Annotated in this window: 17 protein-coding genes and 2 pseudogenes; 9 read left to right on the top strand and 10 right to left on the bottom strand. The window is 71.7% G+C overall.

The window, feature by feature from the left end:
- Together ACFVWD_RS25135 and ACFVWD_RS25130 are read right to left on the bottom strand one after the other, a co-directional pair.
- A complete protein-coding gene (locus ACFVWD_RS25135; RefSeq protein WP_389599109.1) occupies positions 1 to 1,188 on the bottom strand; it encodes an MFS transporter in 1,188 nt (395 codons plus the stop codon).
- A 41-nt stretch (positions 1,189 to 1,229) separates the two neighbouring features.
- Complete coding sequence (locus tag ACFVWD_RS25130) at positions 1,230 to 2,993, bottom strand: hypothetical protein (protein WP_389599108.1); 1,764 nt, start codon at positions 2,991 to 2,993, stop codon at positions 1,230 to 1,232.
- 287 nt (positions 2,994 to 3,280) lie between these two features.
- Between ACFVWD_RS25130 and ACFVWD_RS25125 the strand changes: the two genes are divergently transcribed.
- Both ACFVWD_RS25125 and ACFVWD_RS25120 read left to right on the top strand, forming a co-directional pair.
- On the top strand, positions 3,281 to 3,520 hold the full coding sequence (locus ACFVWD_RS25125; protein WP_389599211.1) for a hypothetical protein: 240 nt from the start codon (positions 3,281 to 3,283) through the stop codon (positions 3,518 to 3,520).
- Positions 3,454 to 3,609, top strand: a pseudogene (locus ACFVWD_RS25120) (polysaccharide deacetylase family protein); the annotation flags it as partial. The gene ACFVWD_RS25125 and the pseudogene ACFVWD_RS25120, both read left to right, overlap by 67 nt.
- A gap of 67 nt (positions 3,610 to 3,676) precedes the next feature.
- Here ACFVWD_RS25120 and ACFVWD_RS25115 read toward each other — a convergent pair.
- The gene (locus tag ACFVWD_RS25115; protein WP_389599107.1) at positions 3,677 to 4,891 is read right to left on the bottom strand and encodes a cytochrome P450; all 1,215 of its coding nucleotides are present in this window, start codon (positions 4,889 to 4,891) and stop codon (positions 3,677 to 3,679) included.
- 269 nt (positions 4,892 to 5,160) lie between these two features.
- Between ACFVWD_RS25115 and ACFVWD_RS25110 the strand changes: the two genes are divergently transcribed.
- The 3 genes and pseudogenes from ACFVWD_RS25110 to ACFVWD_RS25100 all read left to right on the top strand — a co-directional run.
- Entirely contained in the window at positions 5,161 to 6,396 is a 1,236-nt protein-coding gene (locus ACFVWD_RS25110) for a HEAT repeat domain-containing protein (RefSeq protein ID WP_389599105.1), read from the top strand.
- 195 nt (positions 6,397 to 6,591) lie between these two features.
- The gene (locus ACFVWD_RS25105; RefSeq protein ID WP_389599104.1) at positions 6,592 to 7,035 is read left to right on the top strand and encodes an SRPBCC family protein; all 444 of its coding nucleotides are present in this window, start codon (positions 6,592 to 6,594) and stop codon (positions 7,033 to 7,035) included.
- A 65-nt stretch (positions 7,036 to 7,100) separates the two neighbouring features.
- Positions 7,101 to 10,060: pseudogene (locus ACFVWD_RS25100) on the top strand (SpoIIE family protein phosphatase); the annotation flags it as partial.
- Positions 10,061 to 10,125: 65 nt separating this feature from the next.
- On the opposite strand, the gene ACFVWD_RS25095 reads toward ACFVWD_RS25100, so the two are convergent.
- The 5 genes from ACFVWD_RS25095 to ACFVWD_RS25075 form a co-directional block, all read right to left on the bottom strand.
- Positions 10,126 to 11,277, bottom strand: coding sequence for an XdhC family protein (locus ACFVWD_RS25095; protein WP_389599202.1), 1,152 nt, complete (start codon positions 11,275 to 11,277; stop codon positions 10,126 to 10,128).
- Positions 11,278 to 11,332: 55 nt separating this feature from the next.
- On the bottom strand, positions 11,333 to 12,790 hold the full coding sequence (locus ACFVWD_RS25090) for an NCS2 family permease (RefSeq protein ID WP_389599103.1): 1,458 nt from the start codon (positions 12,788 to 12,790) through the stop codon (positions 11,333 to 11,335).
- Between the two features lie 109 nt (positions 12,791 to 12,899).
- Positions 12,900 to 15,284: a xanthine dehydrogenase family protein molybdopterin-binding subunit gene (locus ACFVWD_RS25085; protein WP_389599101.1), complete on the bottom strand. Its 2,385-nt coding sequence runs from the start codon at positions 15,282 to 15,284 to the stop codon at positions 12,900 to 12,902.
- 2 nt (positions 15,285 to 15,286) lie between these two features.
- Positions 15,287 to 15,871 carry a (2Fe-2S)-binding protein gene (locus tag ACFVWD_RS25080; RefSeq protein ID WP_060901054.1) on the bottom strand — a complete coding sequence of 195 codons (585 nt, stop codon included), beginning with the start codon at positions 15,869 to 15,871 and terminating at the stop codon, positions 15,287 to 15,289.
- The gene (locus ACFVWD_RS25075) at positions 15,871 to 16,761 is read right to left on the bottom strand and encodes an FAD binding domain-containing protein (RefSeq protein WP_389599099.1); all 891 of its coding nucleotides are present in this window, start codon (positions 16,759 to 16,761) and stop codon (positions 15,871 to 15,873) included. Before ACFVWD_RS25075 ends, ACFVWD_RS25080 begins: the two co-directional genes overlap by 1 nt.
- Before the next feature lie 342 nt (positions 16,762 to 17,103).
- Here ACFVWD_RS25075 and ACFVWD_RS25070 point away from each other — a divergent pair, with 342 nt between their 5' ends.
- Together ACFVWD_RS25070 and ACFVWD_RS25065 are read left to right on the top strand one after the other, a co-directional pair.
- Positions 17,104 to 18,777, top strand: coding sequence for a PucR family transcriptional regulator (locus ACFVWD_RS25070; protein WP_389599098.1), 1,674 nt, complete (start codon positions 17,104 to 17,106; stop codon positions 18,775 to 18,777).
- 149 nt (positions 18,778 to 18,926) lie between these two features.
- Complete coding sequence (locus tag ACFVWD_RS25065; RefSeq protein WP_101403851.1) at positions 18,927 to 19,700, top strand: hypothetical protein; 774 nt, start codon at positions 18,927 to 18,929, stop codon at positions 19,698 to 19,700.
- 97 nt (positions 19,701 to 19,797) lie between these two features.
- Here the strand turns inward: ACFVWD_RS25065 and ACFVWD_RS25060 are convergent, their stop codons facing one another.
- Together ACFVWD_RS25060 and ACFVWD_RS25055 are read right to left on the bottom strand one after the other, a co-directional pair.
- Positions 19,798 to 20,097, bottom strand: coding sequence for a hypothetical protein (locus ACFVWD_RS25060; protein ID WP_389599096.1), 300 nt, complete (start codon positions 20,095 to 20,097; stop codon positions 19,798 to 19,800).
- Between the two features lie 138 nt (positions 20,098 to 20,235).
- A complete protein-coding gene (locus tag ACFVWD_RS25055) occupies positions 20,236 to 21,081 on the bottom strand; it encodes a GntR family transcriptional regulator (protein ID WP_389599094.1) in 846 nt (281 codons plus the stop codon).
- 156 nt (positions 21,082 to 21,237) lie between these two features.
- Between ACFVWD_RS25055 and ACFVWD_RS25050 the strand changes: the two genes are divergently transcribed.
- A complete protein-coding gene (locus ACFVWD_RS25050) occupies positions 21,238 to 22,116 on the top strand; it encodes a (2Fe-2S)-binding protein (protein ID WP_389599093.1) in 879 nt (292 codons plus the stop codon).
- Between the two features lie 317 nt (positions 22,117 to 22,433).
- Positions 22,434 to 23,483 carry a DUF2637 domain-containing protein gene (locus ACFVWD_RS25045; RefSeq protein ID WP_075031095.1) on the top strand — a complete coding sequence of 350 codons (1,050 nt, stop codon included), beginning with the start codon at positions 22,434 to 22,436 and terminating at the stop codon, positions 23,481 to 23,483.
- The last annotated feature ends 86 nt before the right edge of the window (positions 23,484 to 23,569 follow it).

Here is a 23,569-nt window from a genome sequence, read left to right as displayed (position 1 = left end):
CTAACGAGGTCCGCTCGCGGCTTGGTGTGCGGCGAAGGCCATGACGACGACGGAGATCAGGACGATGCCGGCGCCGACGTAGAGCGGCGCCGTGTAGCCGAGGCCCGCGGTGATGGCCAGTCCCCCGAGCCAGGCGCCGAGCGCGTTGCCGATGTTGGACGCGGACACATTGGCACTGGCGGCGAGCGCCGCCCCGTGGGCGAAGTCGGTGACGCGAGTGATTAGGCCCGGCACACCGGCGAACCCGAACAGCCCCATCAGGAACACCAGTATCACCGACGCGGTGCCGCTGCCGGCGAGCAGACCGAACACGGCCAGGGTGATGGCGAGTCCGAGCAGAGCGACGACCAGGGCGCGGTCGCGGTCGTGGTCGGCCGCGCGCCCGCCGACCAGGTTCCCGACGACCAGGCCGACGCCGTACACCATCAGCAGCCAGGCGACATCCCCGGAGGAGAAGCCGCCGACCTCGGTGAACGTGTAGGCGATGTAGGTGAACGCGCCGAACATCCCGCCGTAGCCGAGCGCGGTGGCCGTCAGGGTCAGCCAGACCTGCCAGGACCGCAGCGCACGGAACTGGGCCCGCAGGCCGCCGGCCGGTGTCGGGTCCGAGCGGCCCGTCACCGTCGGTGGCCGTGTCTCTCCCGCACCGGCGGGGACGAGGGCGACGATTCCGGCCAGTGCGAGCAGGCCGATTCCGGTGACCGCCCAGAAGGCCGCTCGCCAGCCCCAGCGCTCGCCGACCAGCGCGCCGAACGGCACGCCCAGCACGTTCGCGACCGTCAGCCCGGCGAACATGACCGCCACCGCGCGGGACTTCTTCTCCGGCGCGACCAGACTGCGGGCGACCAGCGAGCCGATACCGAAGAACGAACCGTGGCACAACGCGGCGACGATCCGCCCGAGCAGCATCACCGGATAGCTCGGCGCGAGAGCGGACAGCAGGTTGCCGATGACGAACAGCGCCACCAGGCCGACCAGAACCTGCTTGCGGGGCAACCGCGTCGTCGCCGCGGTCAGCACGATCGCGCCGATCGCGACACTCAAGGCGTACCCGGAGATCAGCCGGCCCGCGGCCGCCTCGGACACCGCGAAACTCGACGCCACCTGCGGCAGCAGCCCGGCGATCAGGAACTCGGTCAGACCGATGCCGAACCCGCCGAGTGCCAGCGCGATCAGTCCACTCGGCATCCGTCGCTCTCCGACCGCGGGGCCACGGTCCTTCTCGAACCTCACCTCAGCGTCAACCGGTACGTCAGCGGTGAGCGCCCCGTGATCAGTACCCGCACCCCGTTCGGAGTCAGGGAGCCGTTCAGCCAGGCGTAGCGTTCGCCCGCGTCGACCACCGCCGGCCTGCGGCCGCCCTTGCCGTTGCCGGGGCCGAAGGTGATGTGGTCGGTGCCGACGGTGTAGGTGGCCTCACCGGAGACGAGTTGGAAGGTGTCCGGGGTGCCGGGGACGGGTTCGAGGCCGTCCCCGGTCAGGGTGCCGCCGCGGCGGAAGCAGAGTTCGAGGGCGAGCGGGCTCGCGCAGCCCTCGCCGGAGAGGTCGAAGGAGATGTCCCACGCTCCGCCGCCGACCTCACGGACCAGGACTTCGGTGCGCAGTGTGCGGTACTCCTTCGGGCGGTGCGGGAAGTCCATCGCGGACCAGAAACGGCTGTCGTCGGTGAGGGGGTAGGCGCCGTCGGGGCGGCGGTGCTCGGGGGGCAGCGGGTGGTGGAAGGCGCCGCGGACCTCGGCGTGCAGCCGCCAGCCGTCGTCCGTGCGCTCCAGTCCCTCCGCCCGGAAGTGGCCGAGCGCGAAGAACTGCGGGGCCAGCCGGAGCGAGTCGAGGATCGCCGCGCCCTTGCGCATCTTGAAGAAGGTCGTGTTGGTGGACAGGCCGGAGGAGATGGCGCGCAGTTCCGGGAAGTCGGTTCCGCCGAAGACGCTCGCCGTGTGCGTGCCGCGGCGGACCCGGACGAGGCGGCAGCTGTCGTCGTGGTGCTCGAAGTCGTCGGGCAGGGAGGTCACTTCGGGCAGGGGAGCGGCCAGCTCCGGCCGGTCCAGGACCTGGGCGAGCCGTTCGCCGATCGGGGTCTCGCCGAAGGTCTGGCCGGTGCCGCGCTCCTGGAGCAGCGCGGCCACCGCCGCGAAGCGTCCGTCGCCGTCGCGCAGCGCCATCTCCCGGTACTGGAGCCAGAACTCGGGCAGGTGCCGGATCCTCGTCTGGTCCTGGCGGCGCGAATGGACCGTCTCCACCTCGCCGTTGGGCTCGATGACGTACAGGTTGGCGGCCAGGTTGTCGCGTACGTTCGTGTAGAGGTCCGTACGTCCGTAGTGGCGGGCCAGGACGAGCAGCGCCGGATTGGTCACCGCGGCCGAGTAGTTGGGGCTGCGCTCGCTGTACTCGCCGCCGGGCAGCTGGTCGATGCCCTCGGCGAGCCAGGTCTCGATGCGCGCGGGGTAGGCGGGGTCGGGCCAGCGGGCGTGGATGCGGGCGAGGGCCGCGCAGACCAGCCAGCGGTGGTTGGCGGTGTGGACGCCGCCGGTGGCGAGGGAGGGGCCCGCCAGGCGCAGGATCCGCTCGATCGTCGCCCGCAGTCCGGTGGTCGGCTCGTGGGCGTCCTCGTCGAGCAGATGGTGGATCAGGTTGAGGTCGACGATCGAGAAGGCGGTGTCCGCCGGATTGCCGTCGGCCCCGTGCTCCCACAGCCCGTTGTCGTACTGCTCCTCGGCGAGCGCGTCGGCGAGTTCGGCGGCGGGGCCGAGGAGCGCGGCGGAATGGTGGTACGCCGAGCCCTCGTGCACGTACACCGAGACGAGGGTGCGCAGCGAACGGGTGGCCGCGCGGGCCTCGCCGCCGTCACGGAGTTCGACGAGATCGGCGGCGTACCCGTCGAGGACGGCCTTGGCGCTGGTCTCGGCGGTCGCGGTGAGCAGCTCGACGAACGCGGTGTCGAGGGGGACACCGGTGTCGGCGAGGGCGGCGAGGAAGGTCTTGCGGGCTGTCACTGGGGCTCCTGAGAGGGGTCGCGCCGTTCTTCCACGTCGCTGTGGTCGAGGGAGGTGTCTTTTACGTCTGCCCGGTCTCTTACGTCTGTGCGGTCTCTTACGTGTGTGCGGTCCCGCACGTCGATCGCGGTGAGCGCCATTGCCGGTGACCCTCCCTTCCAGAAAGCGCTTGCACCAGGAGCGACCCTAGGTAATGCGCGGATGTCTCTACAAGACCCGCTCTCCGATCTACGGGAAGACCGGAGAGCGAAGAGGCCGCCGCCCGAATCCGGACGAACGGAGACCGCATGACCCCGGACGCCCCCGTGCGCCGTCGCCGCTGCGCCGAGGTGAGCCTCGGCGCCCGCGCCCAGCTTTACACCGAGGCGCCGACCAGCTCCCACGGCGACCGCGTCGACCTGGCGGGCTTCTGCGACGTGAACACCCACCGCATGGCGGTGCACAACGAGTGGGGTGCGCGGCCGCCGCCGGCGTCCCGGCGAAGTTCGGGACCGTGGACTGCCGCGAGGCCAAGTGCATCGCGCTGACCTTCGACGCCGGGCCGAGCGAGAACTCGGCCAAGCTCCTCGACGTCCTCAAGGAGAAGCAGGTCCCGGCGACCTTCTCCCTGTTGGGCTGCTGGCGCCGGGGAAGGCGAAGCCCGGTACCGTCTACCGCCCCTGACCGACCCTGACCGCCGCGTGTCAGCTCAGCCGCACCGGCAGCACCCGGTAGCCGTGGCCGATGAAGGACTCGGCGAGGCGGGCCGGACCATGGGTGTCGTCGAGGCTCAGGTCGGGGAAGCGGGCGAAGAGCGCGGGGAGCGCGAGGGACGCCTCCAGACGGGCCAGCGGGGCGCCGATGCAGTAGTGGACGCCATGGCCGAAGGCGAGGTGCTCCTTGTCCGCGCGGCTGAGGTCGAATCGGCCCGCGCTCTCGCCGTGCCGCAGGGGGTCGCGGCCGGCCGCCGCGTACGTCGCCAGGATCGCGTCGCCCCGCGCGATCAGCGTGCCGTCGGGGAGCTTGATGTCCTCGACGGCGTACCGCAGTGGGAGGTTGGCGATGGAGGGGGCCCAGCGGAGGGTCTCCTCGATCACCTCGCTCCAGGGGATCTCGCCGTTGCGTACGCGCAGCAGCTGCTCGGGGTGGGTCAGCAGGGCGTGGACCGCGTTGCCGATCAGATTGACCGTGGTCTCGTGGCCCGCGCCGATGACGAGGAGGAGGGTGTCGATCAGTTCGCTCTCGGAGAGCTGCGAACCCTCCTCGTCGCGTGCCGCGATCAGGGCGGTCGTCAGGTCGTCGCCCGGCTGCTCACGCTTGGCGGCGACCAGTCCGGCGAGCAGTTCGTGGATCTCCCGGTAGGTGGCCATGGCCTGTTCGGGGGTGATGGTGGTGTCCATGTTGGCCTCGATGAGGCGCGCGGTGTCGGCGCGCCGGTCCTCGGGCAGGCCGAACAGCTCGCAGATCACCTGCATCGGCAGCGGGTGCGCGTAGGCGGACCGGAGGTCGACTGGCCCGTCGGGGGCCTCGGCCATCCGGTCGAGCAGCGTGGCGGTGAGTTCCTCGATACGGGGCTTGAGCGCGTCCGTACGGCGTTTGGTGAACGCGGGCGAAACAAGTTTGCGCAGCCTGCGGTGGTCGGCGCCGTACGCGGTGAACATGTTGGTCACGCCGACCCAGAGGGTGATCCAGCTCTCGCGGTACTCGCCGCCGATCCAGGCGGGCCAGTGCTGGTTGGGATCCTTGGAGACCCGGTCGTCGGCCAGGAGCCGCTTGAGGATCTCGTACTGGGTGGGCGCCCAGGCCCGTATCCCGCCCGGCAGTTCGATGAGGGCCGCGGCGCCGCGGTCGCGCAGCAGATCCGCCTCGCCGTGGAGGTCGGCGCCCGCGGGGTCGATGACGTGGGGCTGGTCCGGCACGTGAACTCCTGCTCTGTGGACCGGTCGGCCATCGAGGCCCCCGGCACCTCGGGCGACCGGTGGATCATGGGGGGACACAGGGGAAGCGGGGAGCACTCCCCGGATAGCCTGGTGCCTGGCGGACTGTGTGTCAACAGCGTCAGCGCGAGCGGGAGTTGCCCGCGGCCGGACCGAAATCGACGGGCGGTCGGGCGAGCGGCGCGGTTAGCATCGCGTGCTGTCGGCCTCGTGCCGTGGGGGCGGGGCTTTGACGAGGGAAGCGGGGGCGTATGGGCGGGGAGTCACTGACGGCGGCGGTGCGGAGTGGGGACGTGAAGGCGGTGACGGCACTCCTGGACGCCGGCGGCGACCCCGACGCCGTCGACGACCGGGGCACGCCCGCGCTCTGCCTGGCGGTGGACGGCTTCGACCTGGCCACTGTCGAGGTCCTCATGCGCCATGCCCGGCTGGACCGGGTCGTGGACGGCCAGACCCCGCTACTGCGGGCGGTCGACCGTGGCGCCTCCGACATCGTGGACGCGCTCATCAATCATGGGGCGCAACTGTGGCACAAGGACCGTGAGGGACGCGACGCCCTGGCACTGGCCCGGTCCTGGCACGAGACGGGCGCCGTGGCCGAGTTGCGCCGCAGGAGCGGTTCGGCGGGAACGGTGCGGCGCGAGACGGCTCGTGACGAGCACGGGGTGAGCGTCGAGGAGCTGACGCTGGGAGGCCTGAGGGTCCGCACCGGGCACAGCGCGATCCTGACGGCGCTGGAGCCCCGGTACGGGATCAGGACCTCGTTCACCGAGCTGTTGTCGAGGGCGCTGGCCGTACCGGACGTCGACCACGAGATCTGGTGGGTGACGACGGATGTCCTCCAGCAGCGCCGCGATCGCGCCACGTGGGACATGTCCGCCGCCCTGCGGGACCGGCAGGATCCGCTGGAGCGGTACTTCGGCGCGGAAGTGCTCCGGCTGTTCAACCTCTTCGACTACAGCGACGAGGCACCGTTCGACGCCCCGCTGGTCGATCTCTTCCTGCCGTGGGCCGCGCGTGAGCCGGATCCGCGCGTGCTGAGGCCCCTGACCGCGGGACTGTCCGGCGCCCTGGATCCCCGCGCCGAGCCACCTCTGCACGACCTCGCCCGGCATGCCGACAGCAGGGTCCGGGGGTGGGCGGTCTTCGGTCTGCGGTACGGAGTCGACGCCGGGCGTCGTGACGCCCTGGCCACGGTCCTCGCGTGCACCCGGGACGCGGCGGCCGAGGTCCGCCGGGGGGCCTGCGCCGCACTGGTCTCCGCGCCCGCGGATTCCGAGGTCTCGGACGCGCTCGCGGCATGCCTCACCGACGAGACGGAGGACGTACGGGTCACCGCGGCCGTGCAGTTGGCCCTGCGCGACGATCCCCGCGGGGACGAGATCCTGGCCGCGCTCGACGCCACCGACGTGGAGGGTCCGTACTTCGGACAGCTCTATGACGTGGGGCGGCACCGCCGGAAGCCGGACGCGGCCGCGCCGCGCTGACCCGCGGGGTCGTGGGTGGGTCGGGGCCGTGCCGGTACGTCGAGCCCGTCGCCGCTGGATCAGGCGTGGGCCGGGCAAGCGAGCCGCTGCTCGATCCGAACGTAAGCGACGGGCTTGCGACGTACCGGCACGACCCCTTCCGTGCGTCGTCGGGTGATCCGGTAGCGCGGCCGTTCAGCCGCCTACGATCGGACCGTGGTCCTCTTCCAGCTGGAACGTGCGTCCCCCTCTCCCGTCGAAGAGAGCTGGCGTCGCCTTACCGACTGGCACCGGCATGCCGCCGTCGTCCCGCTGACCCGGGTCACCGTGCGCACCCCGCCGCCGACCAGCGCGGGCACGGTGTTCGTCGCCCGGTCGGGGGTGGGCCCGTTGGCCTTCGACGACCCCATGGAGGTCGTCACCTGGCGACCGCCCCGGGACGGGGGCGCGGGGAGGTGCCGGCTGGTCAAGCGCGGCACGTTCGTCACGGGGTGGGCCGAGATCGAGGTCCGCCCCGAGGCGGGCGGGGGGTCGCGGGTGCTCTGGCGGGAGGATCTGACCGTACGGTCGCTGCCGCGGTTCTTCGACCGGCCACTGGGGTGGGCGGGACGGTGGATGTTCGGGCGAGCGGTGGAAGGGCTGCTGCGGCCGGAATCATGACGCTCCGTGCCCGCGGGCGGGTCGCATACCCATGCAGGAAACGGGGTAATTGTAGGCTTTACATCATGAATACACGGCTGGCTCTGCTCAGCGCGGTGGACTCTGGTGTCACGGAGAGTGAGATCTTCCGGCTGGCGCTCCAGCACGCGATGGGGGAGCTGGGTGCCCTGGGGGGAATGATCCATCTGCGGGGCCCCATGTCCGCGCTGCGTCTGGTGTCGGCGAGCGGTCTTCCCGCGGTTCTCACCCGGCCCTGGGAGATCATCGACCAGGAAGGCCCGCTGGCCCCGGCCCGGGCCCTGTACCAGGGCCGGGGCGTGTGGATTTCGCCGGGATCCGGCGAACAGCCCGGCTCCGCCGGATCCGGCGCGGTCTCATGGCCCGGGACCGGGCTGGCGGCCGTGCCGGTGTTCAGCGGCGACCGCGGTATCGGCGCGCTCACCGTGGTGACGGGCGGGCAGGGGGAGCCGACCGTCGAGCAGTGGGGTTTCCTGCAGGCCGTGATCACCTGGACCGAGGAGCGCATGCAGCAGGCACCGCCGCCCGCTCGGCCGCCCCGGGAGGAACTGAGCGGTGACCGGCTGCGGCAGGCTCTGCAGGAGGTCCGGGTCGGCTCGTGGGACTGGAACGTCGAGACCGGCGAGCTGGTCTGGGACGAGGCCGCCCTTGAGCTCTACGGCACCAGGCCGGCCGAGTTCACCGGCAGGATCGAGAACTGGATGAGGATCGTCCACCCCGACGACCTGGCGCCGACTCTGGGGGCGGCGGAGAAGGCGCTCCGGGACCGTACGGTGTTCGAGGCCGAGTACCGGGTGCGTCGCCTGGACGGCACCTACGGATGGACCCAGGCCCGCGCCCGGGCGACCTACAACGCTCAGGGCGAACCCGTACGGATGATCGGCGTGGGCTGGGAGAGCAACGAGTCCCGCTCCGCCCGCGACGCGCTCAGCCGGGCTCTTCGCCACATGAGTGACGGCTTCCTCGCCGTGGACGACCGCTGGCGGATCACCTTCCTGAATCTGGCGGCCGAGCGCATGCTGGGCTCCTCCGAGCAGGAGCTGTTCGGCCGCGTCCTGTGGAAGCTTCCCTCCGTCCGGCAGGTCCCCGATCTGGAGAAGCGCTGCCGGGAGGCCGCCGCCGCGCAGCAGCCCGTCGGCTTCGACATGGACACTCCGGACACCGGGCGCCGCCTCCACCTGCGGCTGGTCCCGGGACCCGACGGCCTCACCCTCTACTTCACCGACGTCACCGGGATTCGGCGGCACGAGGACGAACGGGCCGCCGCCGAGCGGGCCGCGTCCGAGCGCGCCGCCCGGATCGCCGAGCTGACCGCGTCCCTCGCCAAGGCGACGACCTCCCGGGACGTGGTGGACGCCGTCGCGCAGCGCGTGCTGCCGCCGTTCGGCGCCACCGGCCTCGTGGTGCAGGCCATCGAGGGCGACCGGGCCTACAACGTCGGGGCCGTCGGCTATCCGCCCGCCTTCCTCGACACGATCGACGGCCGTGCGCGGGTGGCCCGCGACCCGGTCTGGGACCCGATCAGCTCCGGCACGCCGCTGTTCCTCTCCTCACGCGCGGAGTACGCGGCCCGCTACCCCGAACTCGCCGCCCGGCCGCCCCAGGCGGGCAAGCAGGCCTGGGCGTTCATGCCGCTGACCGTGTCCGGGCACACATTCGGGGTGTGCGTGGTCTCCTTCGACCGGCCGCGCCGTCTCAGCGACGAGGAGCGCACCCTGCTGACCACGACCAGCGCGCTGGTCGCACAGGCCCTGGAGCGGGCCCGGCTCTACGACGCCGAACACACCCGTTCCCAGGAACTCCAGCGCAGCCTGCTCCCCAGCCGCCTGCCCGAACTGCCCGCGTGCACCGCCGCCGCACGCTACCTCCCGCCGGACAGGGCATGGACGTCGGCGGCGACTGGTACGACATCATCCCGCTCTCCGGCGGTCGGGTCGCCCTGGTCGTCGGTGACATGATGGGCCACGGGCTGCCCGAGGCGGCCACCATGGGGCGGCTGCGCACAGCGGTGCACACCCTGGCCGACCTCGAACTTCCCCCCGACGAGATCATGAGCCACCTCAACGACATCGTCGGCGGCATGGCCGAGGAGTCCTACGCCACCTGCCTGTACGCGCTCTACGACTCCACCACCCAGATCTGCTCCGTCGCCCGTGCCGGGCACCCACCGCCCGCCGTGGTCCACCCCGACGGCAGTGTGCACTTCCCCGAACACGCCCCCGATCCGCCGCTCGGCGCGGCGGAGCCGCCCTTCGAGACCTTCGAGACCTTCGAGACCTTCGAGATGACGGTGCCGGACGGGAGCCTCCTCGTCCTCTACACCGACGGCCTGGTCGAGTCGGCCACCCGCGAGATCGACGACGGCATGGCCGAACTCGCCCGGCTGCTGCGGGCCGCACACGAGGGTCCCGGCGACGCGGCCGCCGACCTGGAGCGCCTCTGCGACACCGTCACCGCCGGACTGCTCCCCGCCGAGCACTCCACCGCCGACGACGCGGCCCTCCTCATCGCCCGCCTCCACGCGCTGACCGACGACAACATGGCTTCCTGGCTGCTCCCCGAGGACCCGCGAGCGGCCGGGCAGGCCCGCCGCCACATCCGCGAGCAGCTCCACACCTGGCGCCTGGACGACCTGACGCCGACCACGGAACTCCTCGCCAGCGAGCTGGTCGGCAACGTCGTGCGCCACGCGAAGGGACCCGTGCGGCTGCGCCTGCTGCACGGCCCCGAGCTGGTCTGCGAGGTCTTCGACGGGAGTCTGACCGTGCCGCGCATCCGCCGGGCGTCGGAGACCGACGAAGGCGGACGCGGACTGCAACTCGTCACCGCGCTCTCCCGGCGTTGGGGTACCCGCTACACGGCGACCGGAAAGTGCATCTGGACCGAGCAGCCACTGTTCGGCCCGGAGGGCCCGACAGGCCTGCCCACCGACGTACTGGACCTTCCGCTCCTGGACACCGAGGAGTTCGCCCGGGACCTGGACGCGCTCACCTCCGGCGACCAGGAACTGCCGGGCCCGCCCCCCAGTAGCCGGCCCGCGGCCGCATCACCCCCGCGCTCCCCCGACCCCGCTCAGGCCACCGACCCGATCCACCGTGCCGGAACCGACGTCGCGTCGTGGTGGATCGGCGTGTGTGCCCCGGTGAGCGACACCCCGCTCCCCCCGCGCCGGTTGGCCACGATCTCCGAGGCGATGGACAGGGCCGTCTCCTCGGGGGTGCGGGCGCCCAGGTCGAGGCCGATGGGGGACCTGAGGCGCGCCAACTCCAGTTCGGTGGCACCGACTTCGCGCAGGCGGTCGTTGCGGTCCAGGTGCGTGCGCCGGGAACCCATCGCGCCGACGTACGCGACCGGAAGCCGCAGCGCGAGCCGCAGCAGCGGGACGTCGAACTTGGCGTCGTGGGTGAGGACGCACAGGACGGTCCGGGCGTCCGTCTCCGTGCGCTCCAGGTACTTGTGGGGCCACTCGACGACGATCTCGTCGGCGTCGGGGAAGCGGGTGGCGGTCGCGAAGACCGGGCGGGCGTCGCACACCGTGACGCGGTACCCCAGGAACTTGCCCATACGGACCAGCGCCGACGCGAAGTCGATCGCGCCGAACACGATCATGCGCGGGGGCGGCACGGACGACTCGACCAGAACCGTGAGCGGCGCTCCGCAACGAGAGCCCTGCTCTCCGATCTCCAGGGTGCCGGTACGGCCCGCGTCCAGGAAGGCGCCCGCCTCGCCGACCACCGTGCGGTCCAGCTCGGGATGGGCGCCGAAGCCACCCTCGTACGAGCCGTCGGGGCGGACGAGCAGCGCGCGACCCCGCAGTTCGGCGGGGCCGCTGACGATCCGTGCGACCGCCGCCGCCTCCCCCTTCGCGGCGGCGGCCAGCGCGGTGCCGAGCACCGGCCGGGCGAGGTCGCCCGCCCGGACCGGAGTGACGAGGATGTCGATGATGCCGCCACAGGTCAGACCGACGGCGAAGGCGTCCTCGTCGCTGTATCCGAAGCGCTCCAGGACGCTCTCGCCGTCCTGGAGCGCCTGTCGGCACAGTTCGTAGACCGCGCCCTCCACGCACCCGCCGGAGACCGAGCCGATCGCCGTGCCGTCGGAGTCGACGGCGAGTGCGGCGCCGGGCCGGCGGGGCGCGCTGCCGCTGACGGCCACCACGGTGGCCACGGCGAAGTCGCGTCCCTGCTCGACCCACCGGTGCAGCTCTTCGGCGATGTCCAGCATGTCTCGGTCTCCTTAACAGGGGGTGCGTGGAGGGTCGTCGACCGGAAGGGGCGTGTCAGTGCACGCCCATCCAGCTCTCGATCGGATTCAGAGCGAAGAAGACGAGGAAGATCGCCGTCAGGCCCCACATGAACGCCCCGATCTCCCGGGCCTTGCCCTGGGCGATCTTGATGGCGACGTACGACAGCACTCCGGCCGCGACGCCCGCGGTGATGGAGTACGTGAACGGCATCACGACGACGGTCAGGAAGACCGGGATCGCGGTGGCGCGGTCGGCCCAGTCCACGTGGCGGGCGTTCATCATCATCATGGCGCCGATGACCACCAGTGCCGCCGCCGCGACCTCGCCGGGGACGATCGCCGTCAGCGGGGTGAAGAAGAGGCAGGCCGCGAAGAACAGGCCGGTGACGACGGAGGAGAGGCCCGTACGGGCGCCCTCGCCGACCCCGGTCGCCGATTCGACGAAGACCGTCTGGCCCGACGCGCCCGCGACCCCGCCGACCGCTCCGCCCGCTCCGTCGATGAACAGCGCCTTGGACAGGCCCGGCATCCGGCCCTGCGCGTCGGCGAGTTCGGCCTCCGTGCCGACGCCGATGATGGTGGCCATCGCGTCGAAGAACCCGGCGAGGACCAGCGTGAAGACGATCATGCCGACCGTCATCACTCCGACGTCGCCCCAGCCGCCGAACTCGACCTTGCCGAAGAGTGAGAAGTCCGGCATCGAGACGGCGCTGCCGTGCAGTTCGGGGGCGCCGCTCGCCCACTGCTTGGGGGCGATGACGCCGAGGGCGTTGAGGATCACGGCGAGTACGGTGCCGCCGACGATGCCGATCAGGATCGCGCCGGGGATGCCGCGCGCCTGGAGCATGAAGATGGCGAGCAGCGTGGCGGCGAAGAGCAGGACCGGCCAGCCGGCGAGTTCACCGGCCGGGCCGAGGGTGACCGGGGTGGACTTCCCCTGGTGCACGAATCCGGCCTTGTAGAAGCCGATCAGCGCGATGAACAGGCCGATGCCCATGGTGATGGCGTGCTTCAGCGCCAGCGGGATCGCGTTCATGATCATCTCGCGCAGGCCGGTGACGACCAGGAGCATGATGACCACTCCGTAGATCACACACATGCCCATGGCCTGCGGCCAGGTCATCTGCGGGGCGACCTGCGAGGAGAGCACTCCGGAGACGGAGAGTCCGGCGGCGAGGGCCAGGGGCACCTTGCCGAAGAAGCCCATCAGGAGCGTGCTGAAGGCCGCCGCGAACGCCGTCGCGGTGATCAGCGCGTTCTGGCCGAGTGTGTGCCCCGCCGCGTCCTTGCCGGACAGGATCAGGGGGTTGAGCAGGAGGATGTACGCCATCGCCATGAAGGTGGTGACGCCGCCGCGCACCTCACGCGCGACCGTGGATCCCCGCTGGGATATGTGGAAGTAACGGTCGAGCCAGGACCGCCCGGCCGGGACGCGGGTTCCCGCACCCGCGTCGTCGGCGACGGTCCTGGGCTCCACTGACTGCTGGGTCATGATGCCATCTCCCAAGGTTCACAGGGGCACCCGCGTCAGCAACCACGGTGGTTGCTGCGGGATTTGGGATGGTGCACGACCCGGGGGACGGCCCGAGACGAACAGAGGGTTACTTGCCGGTCAGGTGCTCGGGGCGTACCGGCGTCCTGTTGAGCTCCAGACCCGTCGCGTTCCGGATCGCCGCGAGGACGGCCGGGGTGGACGACAGGGTCGGGGCCTCGCCGATGCCACGGAGCCCGTACGGGGCGTGGTCGTCGGCGAGTTCGAGCACGTCGACCGGGATGGTCGGCGTGTCGAGAATCGTGGGGATCAGATAGTCCGTGAAGGAGGGGTTGCGCACCTTCGCGGTCTTGGGGTCGACGATGATCTCTTCCATGACCGCGATGCCCAGGCCCTGGGTGGTGCCACCCTGGATCTGGCCGACGACGGACAGCGGGTTGAGCGCCTTGCCGACGTCCTGGGCGCAGGCCAGCTCGATGACCTTGACCAGCCCGAGTTCGGTGTCGACCTCGACGACCGCGCGGTGCGCGGCGAACGTGTACTGGACATGGCCGAAGCCCTGTCCGGTACGGAGGTCGAAGGCCTCGGTCGGGCGGTGGCGCCACTCGGCCTCGATCTCGACGGCCTCGTCGCCGAGCACGTCCACCAGGTCGGCCAGCACCTCGCCGCCGTCGGTGACGACCTTGCCGCCCTCCAGGAGCAGCTCCGCCGTCGCCCAAGCGGGGTGGTACGTACCGAACTTGCGGCGGCCCAGTTCCAGGACCTTCTCGCGGACGAGCTCGCAGGAGTTCTTGACGGCGCCGCCGGTGACGTACGTCTGCCGGGACGCGGACGTCGAACCGGCGCTGCCCACCTGGGTGTCGGCCGGGTGGATGGTCACCTGGGTGACGCCCAGCTCGGTGCGGGCGATCTGCGCGTGGACGGTGACGCCGCCCTGGCCGACCTCCGCCATCGCGGTGTGCACGGTCGCGACCGGCTCGCCGCCGACGACCTCCATGCGGACCTTGGCCGTCGAGTAGTCGTCGAAGCCCTCGGAGAAGCCGACGTTCTTGATGCCGACCGCGTAGCCGACACCACGGACGACGCCCTCGCCGTGCGTGGTGTTGGAGAGGCCGCCCGGCAGCTGCCGTACGTCGGCCGCCTCGCCGGCCGCGAGCCACTGCTGCTCCGGCGGCAGCGGCATCGCCTTGACCCGGCGCAGGAGTTCGGCGACCGGGGCAGGCGAGTCGACGACCTGCCCGGTCGGCATGACGGTCCCCTGCTCCATCGCGTTGAGCTGGCGGAAGGCCACCCGGTCCATGCCCACCTCGTCGGCGAGCTTGTCCATCTGGGCCTCGTAGGCGAAGCAGGCCTGGACGGCGCCGAAGCCGCGCATGGCGCCGCAGGGCGGGTTGTTGGTGTAGAGGGCGATGGCCTCGATGTCGACGTCGTCGACGACGTACGGGCCCGCGCCCAGCGAGGAGGCGTTGCCCACGACCGCCGGGGAGGCGGAGGCGTAGGCGCCGCCGTCCAGGACGATCCGGGCCTTCAGGTGGGTGAGCTTGCCGTCCTTGGTCGCCCCGTGCTCGTAGTAGAGCTTCGCGGGGTGGCGGTGCACGTGCCCGAAAAAGGACTCGAATCGGTTGTAGACGATCTTGACGGGCTTGCCGGTGCGCAGGGCGAGCAGGCAGGCGTGGATCTGCATCGACAGGTCCTCGCGTCCACCGAACGCGCCGCCGACGCCCGAGAGCGTCATCCGGACCTTGTCCTCGGGCAGGCCCAGGACGGGCGCGATCTGGCGCAGGTCGGAGTGCAGCCACTGGGTGGCGATGTAGAGGTCGACGCCACCGTCCTCGGCGGGGACCGCGAGACCCGACTCCGGGCCCAGGAACGCCTGGTCCTGCATGCCGAAGGTGTACTCGCCCTTGACGACGAAGTCGGCCTTCTTGGCGGCCTCTTCGACGTTGCCGCGGACGATCGGCTGGCGGTGCACGATGTTCGGGTGCGGGACATGGCCGATGTGGTGGTCGTCGCGGCCCTCGTGGATCAGGATCGCGTCCGGCGCGGTCGCGGACGCCTCGTCCGTGATGACCGGCAGCTCGCGGTACTCCACCTTGATCTTGGCGGCGGCGCGGCGCGCGGTCTCCGGGTGGTCGGCGGCGACGATCGCCACCGGCTCACCGTGGTGGCGGACCTTGCCGTGGGCGAGGACCGGCGTGTCCTGGATCTCCAGGCCGTAGTTCTTCACCTCGGTCGGCAGGTCGTCGTACGTCATGACGGCGTAGACGCCGGGCGTCGCGAGGGCCTCGCCGGTGTCGATGGAGACGATCTCGGCGTGGGCGACCGTGGAGCGCAGGATCTGGCCCCAGAGCATGTCCTCGTGCCACATGTCGGACGAGTACGCGAACTCGCCGGTGACCTTGAGGATGCCGTCCGGGCGGAGCGTCGACTCGCCGATGCCGCCCCTGGTCTTGGAGCCCTGTGTGAGGTTGGTGGGTGTACCCGTGGTTCCCATGGTCAGACCGCCTCGGACTGCCGGGCGGCCGCGAGGCGGACCGCGTCCATGATCTTCTCGTAGCCGGTGCACCGGCACAGGTTGCCGGAGAGCGCCTCGCGGATGTCCGCGTCGGTCGGCGTGGGGTTGCGCTCCAGCATCTCGTCGGCGGCGACCAGCAGACCCGGGGTGCAGAAGCCGCACTGGACGGCGCCCGCGTCGATGAACGCCTGCTGGATCGGGGAGAGTTGTCCGCCCTCGCCGGTGTGGGAGTCCTGGGGTTTGGACTCCCAGCGCCTGGCCTCGTCCAGCGAGGTGCCACAGGAGCCGGTGGCGCAACCGCCGTGCTCCGCACGCTGCTTGGCGAACTCCGCGAGGCCCTCGACGGTGACGACCTCTCGGCCCTCGACCTGGCCGGCCGCGACCAGACACGAACACACCGGCACGCCGTCCAGGCGGACCGTGCAGGAACCGCACTCGCCCTGCTCACAGGCGTTCTTGGAGCCGGGCAGGCCCAGGCGCTCGCGCAGCACGTACAGCAGGGACTCGCCCTCCCACACGTCGTCGGCTTCCTGCGGACGGCCGTTGACCGTGAAATTGACACGCATTACGCGACTCCCTCCGTGTGGGCGGCGACGCCGCGGTACGACTCCCAGGTCCAGGTCAGGGTGCGGCGGGCCATGATGCCGACCGCGTGGCGGCGGTAGCTCGCGGTGCCCCGGACGTCGTCGATCGGGTTGCAGGCGGCGGAGCAGAGGTCCGCGAACTGCTTGGCGACCGACGGGGTGATGATCTTGCCGTTGTCCCAGAAGCCGCCCTCGTCGAGCGCCGCGTTCAGGAACTCCTCGGCGGCCTTGGCGCGGACCGGCGTGGGCGCGGCCGAGCCGATGCCGGTGCGGACCGTACGCGTCTCGGGGTGCAGGGCCAGGCCGAAGGCGCAGACCGCGATCACCATGGCGTTGCGGGTGCCGACCTTGGAGTACTGCTGGGGGCCGTCGGCCTTCTTGATGTGGACGGCGCGGATCAGCTCGTCGGGCGCGAGCGCGTTGCGCTTCACGCCGGTGTAGAACGCGTCGATCGGGATCAGCCGCGATCCCCGTACGGACTCGGCCTCGACCTCGGCGCCCGCCGCGAGGAGGGCGGGGTGGGCGTCGCCGGCCGGGGAGGCGGTGCCGAGGTTGCCGCCGACGCCGCCGCGGTTGCGGATCTGGGGAGAGGCCACGGTGTGGGAGGCCAGGGCCAGGCCGGGAAGCTCGCTGCGCAGGTTCTCCATGATCTGGGTGTACGGGACGGAGGCGCCCAGGCGCACGCTCTCCTCGCCGACCTCCCACTCGCTCAGCTCGCCGAGGCGGTTCAGGTCGAGGAGGTACTCGGGCCGGCGGTGATCGAAGTTGATCTCGACCATCACATCGGTGCCACCCGCAATCGGCACAGCGGTGGGGTGCTCGGCCTTCGCGGCGAGCGCCTCCTCCCAGCTGGCGGGGCGAAGGAAGTCCATGAGTGGCTCTCTTCTTCGTATCGTGGGTCGTTCTGATCAAGCCAGATCGTGTGCGGCGGCCCGGGCTCGTTCATGAGTTGTTCACGTGGAGTGAGGTCAGTACACCGCGCTGTCCTCCACCGGGGTCAGTCACCGAAACCATGAAGGAGTTGGCTGGCCAGGGCGGTCATCTTGTAGATTCGTATGAACGGAGGTCATCAGTAACCTCCTCGTTTTCCCATGGAAACGACAGGAAACATCCAGCACACGCTGGGACCAGGGAGTACGGCTCGCGGACCCGCTCGCCCATTGCTCACCTTCAGATCCATCGTAGATTTCGAGACAAGAACGGCGGCGACGAGAATGCGGCTGCGCGCACTGCTGGACACCGACGCGCTGGGCCTGAAGCTGCTCGGCGGCGAGGACGAGCTGGACCGCACCGTACGCGGTGTGATGACCACGGACCTCAAGGACCCCAGCCGCTACCTCTCCGGCGGCGAACTGGTCCTCACCGGCCTCGCCTGGCGGCACGGCGCCGAGGACTCCGAACCCTTCGTACGGATCCTGGCGGCCGCCGGGGTCGCGGCCCTCGCCGCCGGTGAGGCGGAGCTCGGCGACGTCCCGGAGGACCTCGTCCTGGCCTGCGTCCGGCACCGGCTGCCGCTGTTCGCCGTGCACGAGTCGGTGGCGTTCGCGACGATCACCGAGCATGTCGTACGCCAGGTCTCGGGCGAGCGCGCCGGAGACCTCGCGGCCGTGGTGGACCGGCACCGGCGGATGATGACGTCCGGCCCGGCGGGCGGCGGCCCCGACGTGGTCCTCGACCTGCTCGGCACCGACCTGGACCTGCGGGCCTGGGTGCTCTCCCCCACCGGACGCCCCATCGCCGGTTCGAAGCTCGCCGGGGCCGCGCTGCCCGCGGACGTGTCCGCGAAGCTGGCCGCGGAGCACCTCGCGGCGGCGCGCACCGGGCGGCGCGGACCGCACCGGGTGCTCGTGGGCACGACGACCTACTCCCTCTTCCCGATCCGCTCCTCCGGGCGCTCCGCGGCCGCCTCCCGCGATGTACGCGAGACAGTGCTCTCCGACTGGCTGCTCGCGGTCGAGGCGGACGCCGGGGACTGGCCCGCGGAGCGGCTCGACCTGCTCCAGGGCGTCACCCAGCTGATCGCGGTCGAGCGGGACCGGCGGGACGCGGCGCGCACGGTGCGGCGCCGGCTCGCGCAGGAGGTCCTCGAACTGGTGCAGACGGGGGCGGCCCCCGCGGAGATCGCGGCCCGGCTGCGCGTCGCCGCGCCGGTGCTCCTGCCCGGGCTCGGCGCCGCACCGCACTGGCAGGTGGTGGTGGCCCGCGTCGAGTGGGACGGCGGCCAGATCGAGGCCGGTCCGGTCGCCCAGTCGCTCCTGGAGGAGATCCTCGTCGACCCGCTGACCAGCGGCCCCGAGCACTCCGACCGGATCGCCGTCGCTCATACGGGTGAGGAGGCGATCGCGCTCGTCCCCCTTCTGGCGGTCTCCGCGGAACACGACGGCTCCGAGTCCGGCGTCCTCGCGGACGCCCTCCTGGAGGCCGTACGCGACCCGCTGTCGGCCGGCCTGAACGACGACGGGCGGCTCACCCTCGGCGTCAGCGCCGCCGTGCACTCGGCCGAGGGGCTGCGCGGCGCCCTGGAGGAGGCCCGGCACGCGCGCCGGGTCGCCGCCGCCCGCCCCGGCCGGGTCTGCGCGGCCGGGCACCAGGAGCTGGCCTCACACGTCCTCCTGCTGCCCTTCGTGCCGGACGACGTACGCCGTGCCTTCACCGCGCGCCTGCTCGACCCGCTCCGGGACTACGACCGCCGCCACCGCGCCGAACTCATCCCCACCCTGGAGGCGTTCCTCGACTGCGACGGCTCCTGGACGCGCTGCGCCACGCGGCTCCACCTGCACGTCAACACACTGCGCTACCGGGTGGGCCGCATCGAGCAGTTGACGGGCCGGGACCTCTCCCGCCTCGAGGACAAGCTCGACTTCTTCCTGGCGTTGCGCATGAGCTGAGGTCACGGGTGCGTGCTGCGTGTGTCAGCAAGTGCCGCACCAGTCCCACGACTTTGTGAAATCCTTCACCCACCCCCTTGGCCGGGTACCGCGATCCGTGCTGAGATGCCACCACTCAACAGCTCAATGGCGTGCTCGGGGAGGGCAACGTGGCGCATACCGCCATGTCTGGTTCCGGAACGAACGCAGGGGACGATCCACTCCAGACCGCGGTATGGCGGCTGCGCTCACGCGCCTGCTGGGTCGACGCCGCCGCACTGCTCCAGCCCGGGACGGCGGGGCCTGCGCTGCAGAGAGCCTCGCTCCTCGTCGAGCGGTGCCTGTACACCGAGCAGGGCTGGGCCGAGGCGGAGGACGCGCTGCGGACGGCGGAGGCGGTGGCCCAGAGCGACGACGAGCGCGGGGCGGCGGCCTGTGAGCGCGGTCAGCTCGCGTACGCGGCCACGCTGCTCGGGGTGCGCGACCGGGCGGACGAGGCGCGGGCCGCGCTCGGACGGGCCGCCGCGCTGATCGCCCCGGGGGCGCCGGGGCGGGCGCTGCTGGACTTCCGGCGCGGGCTGCTCGCCGAGAACCTCGCGCAGTCGCCGCAGGCCGCGCGGGCCGCGTACCGGCGTGCCCATGCGGGCGCCGTCGCCCAGGGCGACCCGCTTCTGCTCTCCTTCACCTGGCGGCACCTTGCCGGACTCGCCCTGCGGGAGGGGGAGTTGGCCGAGGCGCGGCACGGGTTCGCCGAATCCCTGCGGATTCGGGAGGAGTTGGGGTACTTGGTGGGCACCGCCCCGGCATTGGCCTCGCTCGCGGATGCCGAGGTCGAGCCGGAGGCGTCCCGGCTGCGGGCGGAGGCGGGGCGGTTGTTCCGGTTGCTCGGGGGTGTGCCCACCTGGCTGGCCCGGCAGTTGACTCCGCCTGCGGCGACGGCTTGAGGTTGCGAGGAGGCTGCGGATTCGTCGTGGCTGGTCGCGCAGCAGTTCCCCACGCCCCTGAAGGGTCGCTGTAGTCCCCCGCGTTCGCCGGACCGGGTCAGTTGCTCTGGACGTGCGCCAAGAGGTTGCGGGCGAAGTTCCCCACCTCGGTGCGGAGTTCGGGGTCGTGGACGACGTATACCACGACCCCGACGATGATGATCAGGAACAGGAGGCCGCGCAGGCCGCCGCCCCGGGCGCCGCCGTGCGGCACGGGACGGTGCGTGTGGGGTGGCCCGGTGTGGCGGGCGTGGGCCCGGGCCATGTCGTGTGCCGCGCGGTGGTGACGTACGTGGTTCTGGTGGATCTGCTGGGCCTGCTGGGCTTGCTGCATCGCCTGCCAGGACGGGTCGGGCATCTTCTCTTCTCCCCCGGTGTGCTGCTGGTACCGGGGGACACGCGTGCGGGGCCGTCGGGGTTCCCGTCGGCGCGTCCTGTCGCCCGGCACGTACGGAGCCGTGACGTCCGTCGGGGGAAGGCGACGTACCGGACAGGACTAGGCCCTGTCGGCGAAGTGCTCTCGCACGAGGGACTGGACGACCGGGAGGTCCTGGGCGGTCAGGGCGTCCAGGAGGGCGATGTGCTCGGCGGCGTCGGCCATGAGGTCCGCGCGCCCGCGCGGGACGGGGCCGCCGGCGAGGGGCCACTGGGCGCGGCGGTGCAGGTCGTCGGCGAACTGTACGAGCTGGTCGTTGCCGGCGAGGGCGAGGATCGCGTGATGGAAGGCGCGGTCGCACTCGGCGTAGGTGGCACGGCACCCCGCGGACGCGGCACGCGTCGCCGCCTCGGCGAGCGGGCGCAGTTCGGCCCAGCGCGCGGCGGGCACCGTGCGGGCGAGGCGCAGCACCACCGGCACTTCGAGGAGGGCGCGGATCTCGGCGAGCTCGGCCAGCTCGCGCGTCCCTCGCCGGACGACCCGGAAGCCCCTGTTCGGTACGACCTCGACGGCGCCTTCGAGGGCGAGCTGCTGCATCGCCTCGCGTACGGGCGTGGCCGAGACCCCGAAGCGTTCGCCGAGCACGGGCGCCGAGTACACCTGGCCGGGGGCGAGCTCGCCCGCGACGAGGGCGGTGCGCAGGGCGTCGAGGATCTGCCCGCGCACCGAGGCCCGCTGGACCACGGGGCGCGCGCTCTCCACGCGGGGGTGCGGGATGGGCGGCTCGCTGTGGGTGTGCTCGCCACGGGCTGCGGAGGCGGACCGGGACTCGTCCGAGGCGACGCCCCGCTCCCGCTCGACGTCTCCCGCCCGCGCCTGTGCGGGCACACGGACGGACGCCGTACGGATGTCCGGGGCCGCCGACCCGGTGGAACCGCGCGCGCCCAGCGAACCGGCCTGCTCCACGGGGTCCTCCTCCGGGCTTGGTGGTACTTGGGGGTCATTGCGGCGGTTGTTACCCGTCCGTCAAGCACCATAGGCGCACATGGCCCCAGTTCAAACATCCGATATTGAGGGTAAGGTAAGCCTAACCTCTTAACGATCGTGAAGCGGGGTACCCGTATGTCCGCTCCCGCCCTGGCCACAGGCGCCCCGGGCCTCGCCGACGCCCACCCCGCCCGCTCGGCCGTCACGGACGCGTACACCCGGCTGACCGAGGTCTTTCCGGAGCTGAGCGTGCGGGAACTGGGGCAGGAGGAATCGGCCCCGGAGGGCGACGGCTGGGTCGGCGCCGCCGGGCTCGCGGCGGGCGGGGCCGACCTCGACACCTTCCTCGCCTGGGACGAGGCGCAGATCATCAGGGACTACGGACAGCGGGCGCGCCCGGACGTGGTGGCGAGCTTCGGGCTGCACCGGTACGCGTGGCCGGCCTGTCTGCTGATCACCGTCCCGTGGTTCCTGCTGCGCCGGGTGCCCCGGCTTCCTGTGGAGCGCGTCACATTCCAGCGCACACTCGGCCGGATGGCGGTCCGGGTCGAGGAGTTCGCCTGCCTGCCGGGCGACCCGGCGGCCCTGCTGCCCGGCGCCCGGGTCGTCCCGGACGAGGGGGCGCTGCGGGCCGAGGTGCGGGCGGCGGCGGCCGAACACCTGGAGCCGGTCCTCGGCGGCTTCGGCCCGCGCATGCGGCGCCGCGGCCGGGCCCTGTGGGGCATGGCGACCGACGAGGTCGTCGAGGGTCTCTGGTACGTCGCCGAGCTGCTCGGCGAGGAGCGGCGCGCGCTGCGCGAGCTGGAGCTGCTGCTGCCGGGGGCCACCCGGCCGTACGTCGGATCCGCCGCGTTCCGTGAGCTGAGTGGCCCGAACGGGGAGTCCCTGCCCACCCGCGACCGGGCGAGCTGCTGCTTCTTCTACACCCTGCGTCCCGAGGACACCTGCGCCAACTGCCCGCGCACCTGCGACACGGACCGCATCGCCAAGTTGACGGCCCACGCGACGGATTGAGCGCCCACCCCGTCGCACGGACGGTCCTCCGGGTGCTCTAAGATCAACTCCGATTGAGACTCCCGACGGGTGCCCGACAGATGACAGGCACTTCACAACTTCCTCACTTGTCGCAGGAACTTTCCGTAGAACCATCCGTACGGGTAATCTTATTCGCACTCAGCTCCCGTCCCTCGCGCGGCAGTTCGAGCAGAATGTCGCCCTGCGCATCCCCTTGCACTCTCTTGGCGGCCTCTTGCCCCGAAACCCCCTGAGGGTCGACGGGCGTGGGCCAATATGGCGGGCGTTACGCCCTATCCCAATGCAAGGGACCCCAGATGAGATTGACCGACATATCGCTGAACTGGCTGCTTCCGGGCGCCGTTTTGCTCCTGGGACTGCTGGCGGCGGTGGCGGTGCTCGCGCGCAGCAAGCGGTCCGGGGAGAACGCGAGCAGCAACAACGACGACTCGTGGGAGCGCAGCGAGGAGCGTCGCAGGCGTAAGGAAGCCGTCTACGGCACGGCCTCCTACGTGCTGCTCTTCTGCTGTGCCGCGGTCGCCGCGGCACTCTCCTTCCACGGCCTCGTCGGCTTCGGCCAGCAGAACCTCGGACTCACCGACGGCTGGGAGTACCTCGTCCCGTTCGGTCTGGACGGCGCGGCCATGTTCTGCTCCGTCCTCGCCGTGCGCGAGGCCAGCCACGGAGACGCGGCGCTCGGCTCCCGGATCCTCGTGTGGACCTTCGCCGGTGCCGCCGCCTGGTTCAACTGGGTGCATGCTCCCCGGGGTGTGGACCACTCGGGCGCTCCCCAGTTCTTCGCGGGCATGTCCCTGTCGGCCGCCGTGCTGTTCGACCGGGCGCTGAAGCAGACCCGCCGTGCCGCGCTGCGTGAGCAGGGCCTGGTCCCGCGTCCGCTGCCGCAGATCCGTATCGTCCGCTGGCTGCGCGCGCCCCGTGAGACGTACAGCGCCTGGTCGCTGATGCTCCTGGAGAACGTCCGCACCCTGGACGAGGCGGTGGAGGAGGTCCGCGAGGACAAGCGCCAGAAGGAGCAGAACCGCCTGCGCCGACGGAACGAGGAGCGGGTCGAGCGGGCGCACCTCAAGGCGCTCAGCCGCGGTCACCGGGGCCTGCCCGGCCGTGGTGGCGGTGGTGGTGGTCGGCAGCAGTTGGAGACGACCGTGGAGCGTGCTCCCGCGCAGGCCACCGCGGAGCCTGCCATAGCGCCGGAGCTGCCCGTACGCTCACGGCCGTCCCTTCAGCCCGTCCGCAAGAGTGGTGACCCGATCACGGTCGATCTCACCGCGGAGGACGACACGATGGCCCTGCCGCGGCTCGACTCCCTGGAGCGCAAGCTCAAGGACCTGGAGCAGCAGTTCGGCTGAGACACCGGGGTGGTCCCGGCGGTGTACGCGCGGCACCCGCGCACGAAAAAACGCCGGCGGGGGGCAAAAACCCCCCCGCCGCCAGG

The sequence above is a fragment of the Streptomyces sp. NPDC058086 genome (assembly GCF_042885015.1).
GTDB lineage: Bacteria > Actinomycetota > Actinomycetes > Streptomycetales > Streptomycetaceae > Streptomyces.
The sequence above is the reverse complement of the archived record's forward strand: the minus strand, read 5'-3'. Positions and strand labels throughout refer to the sequence as shown.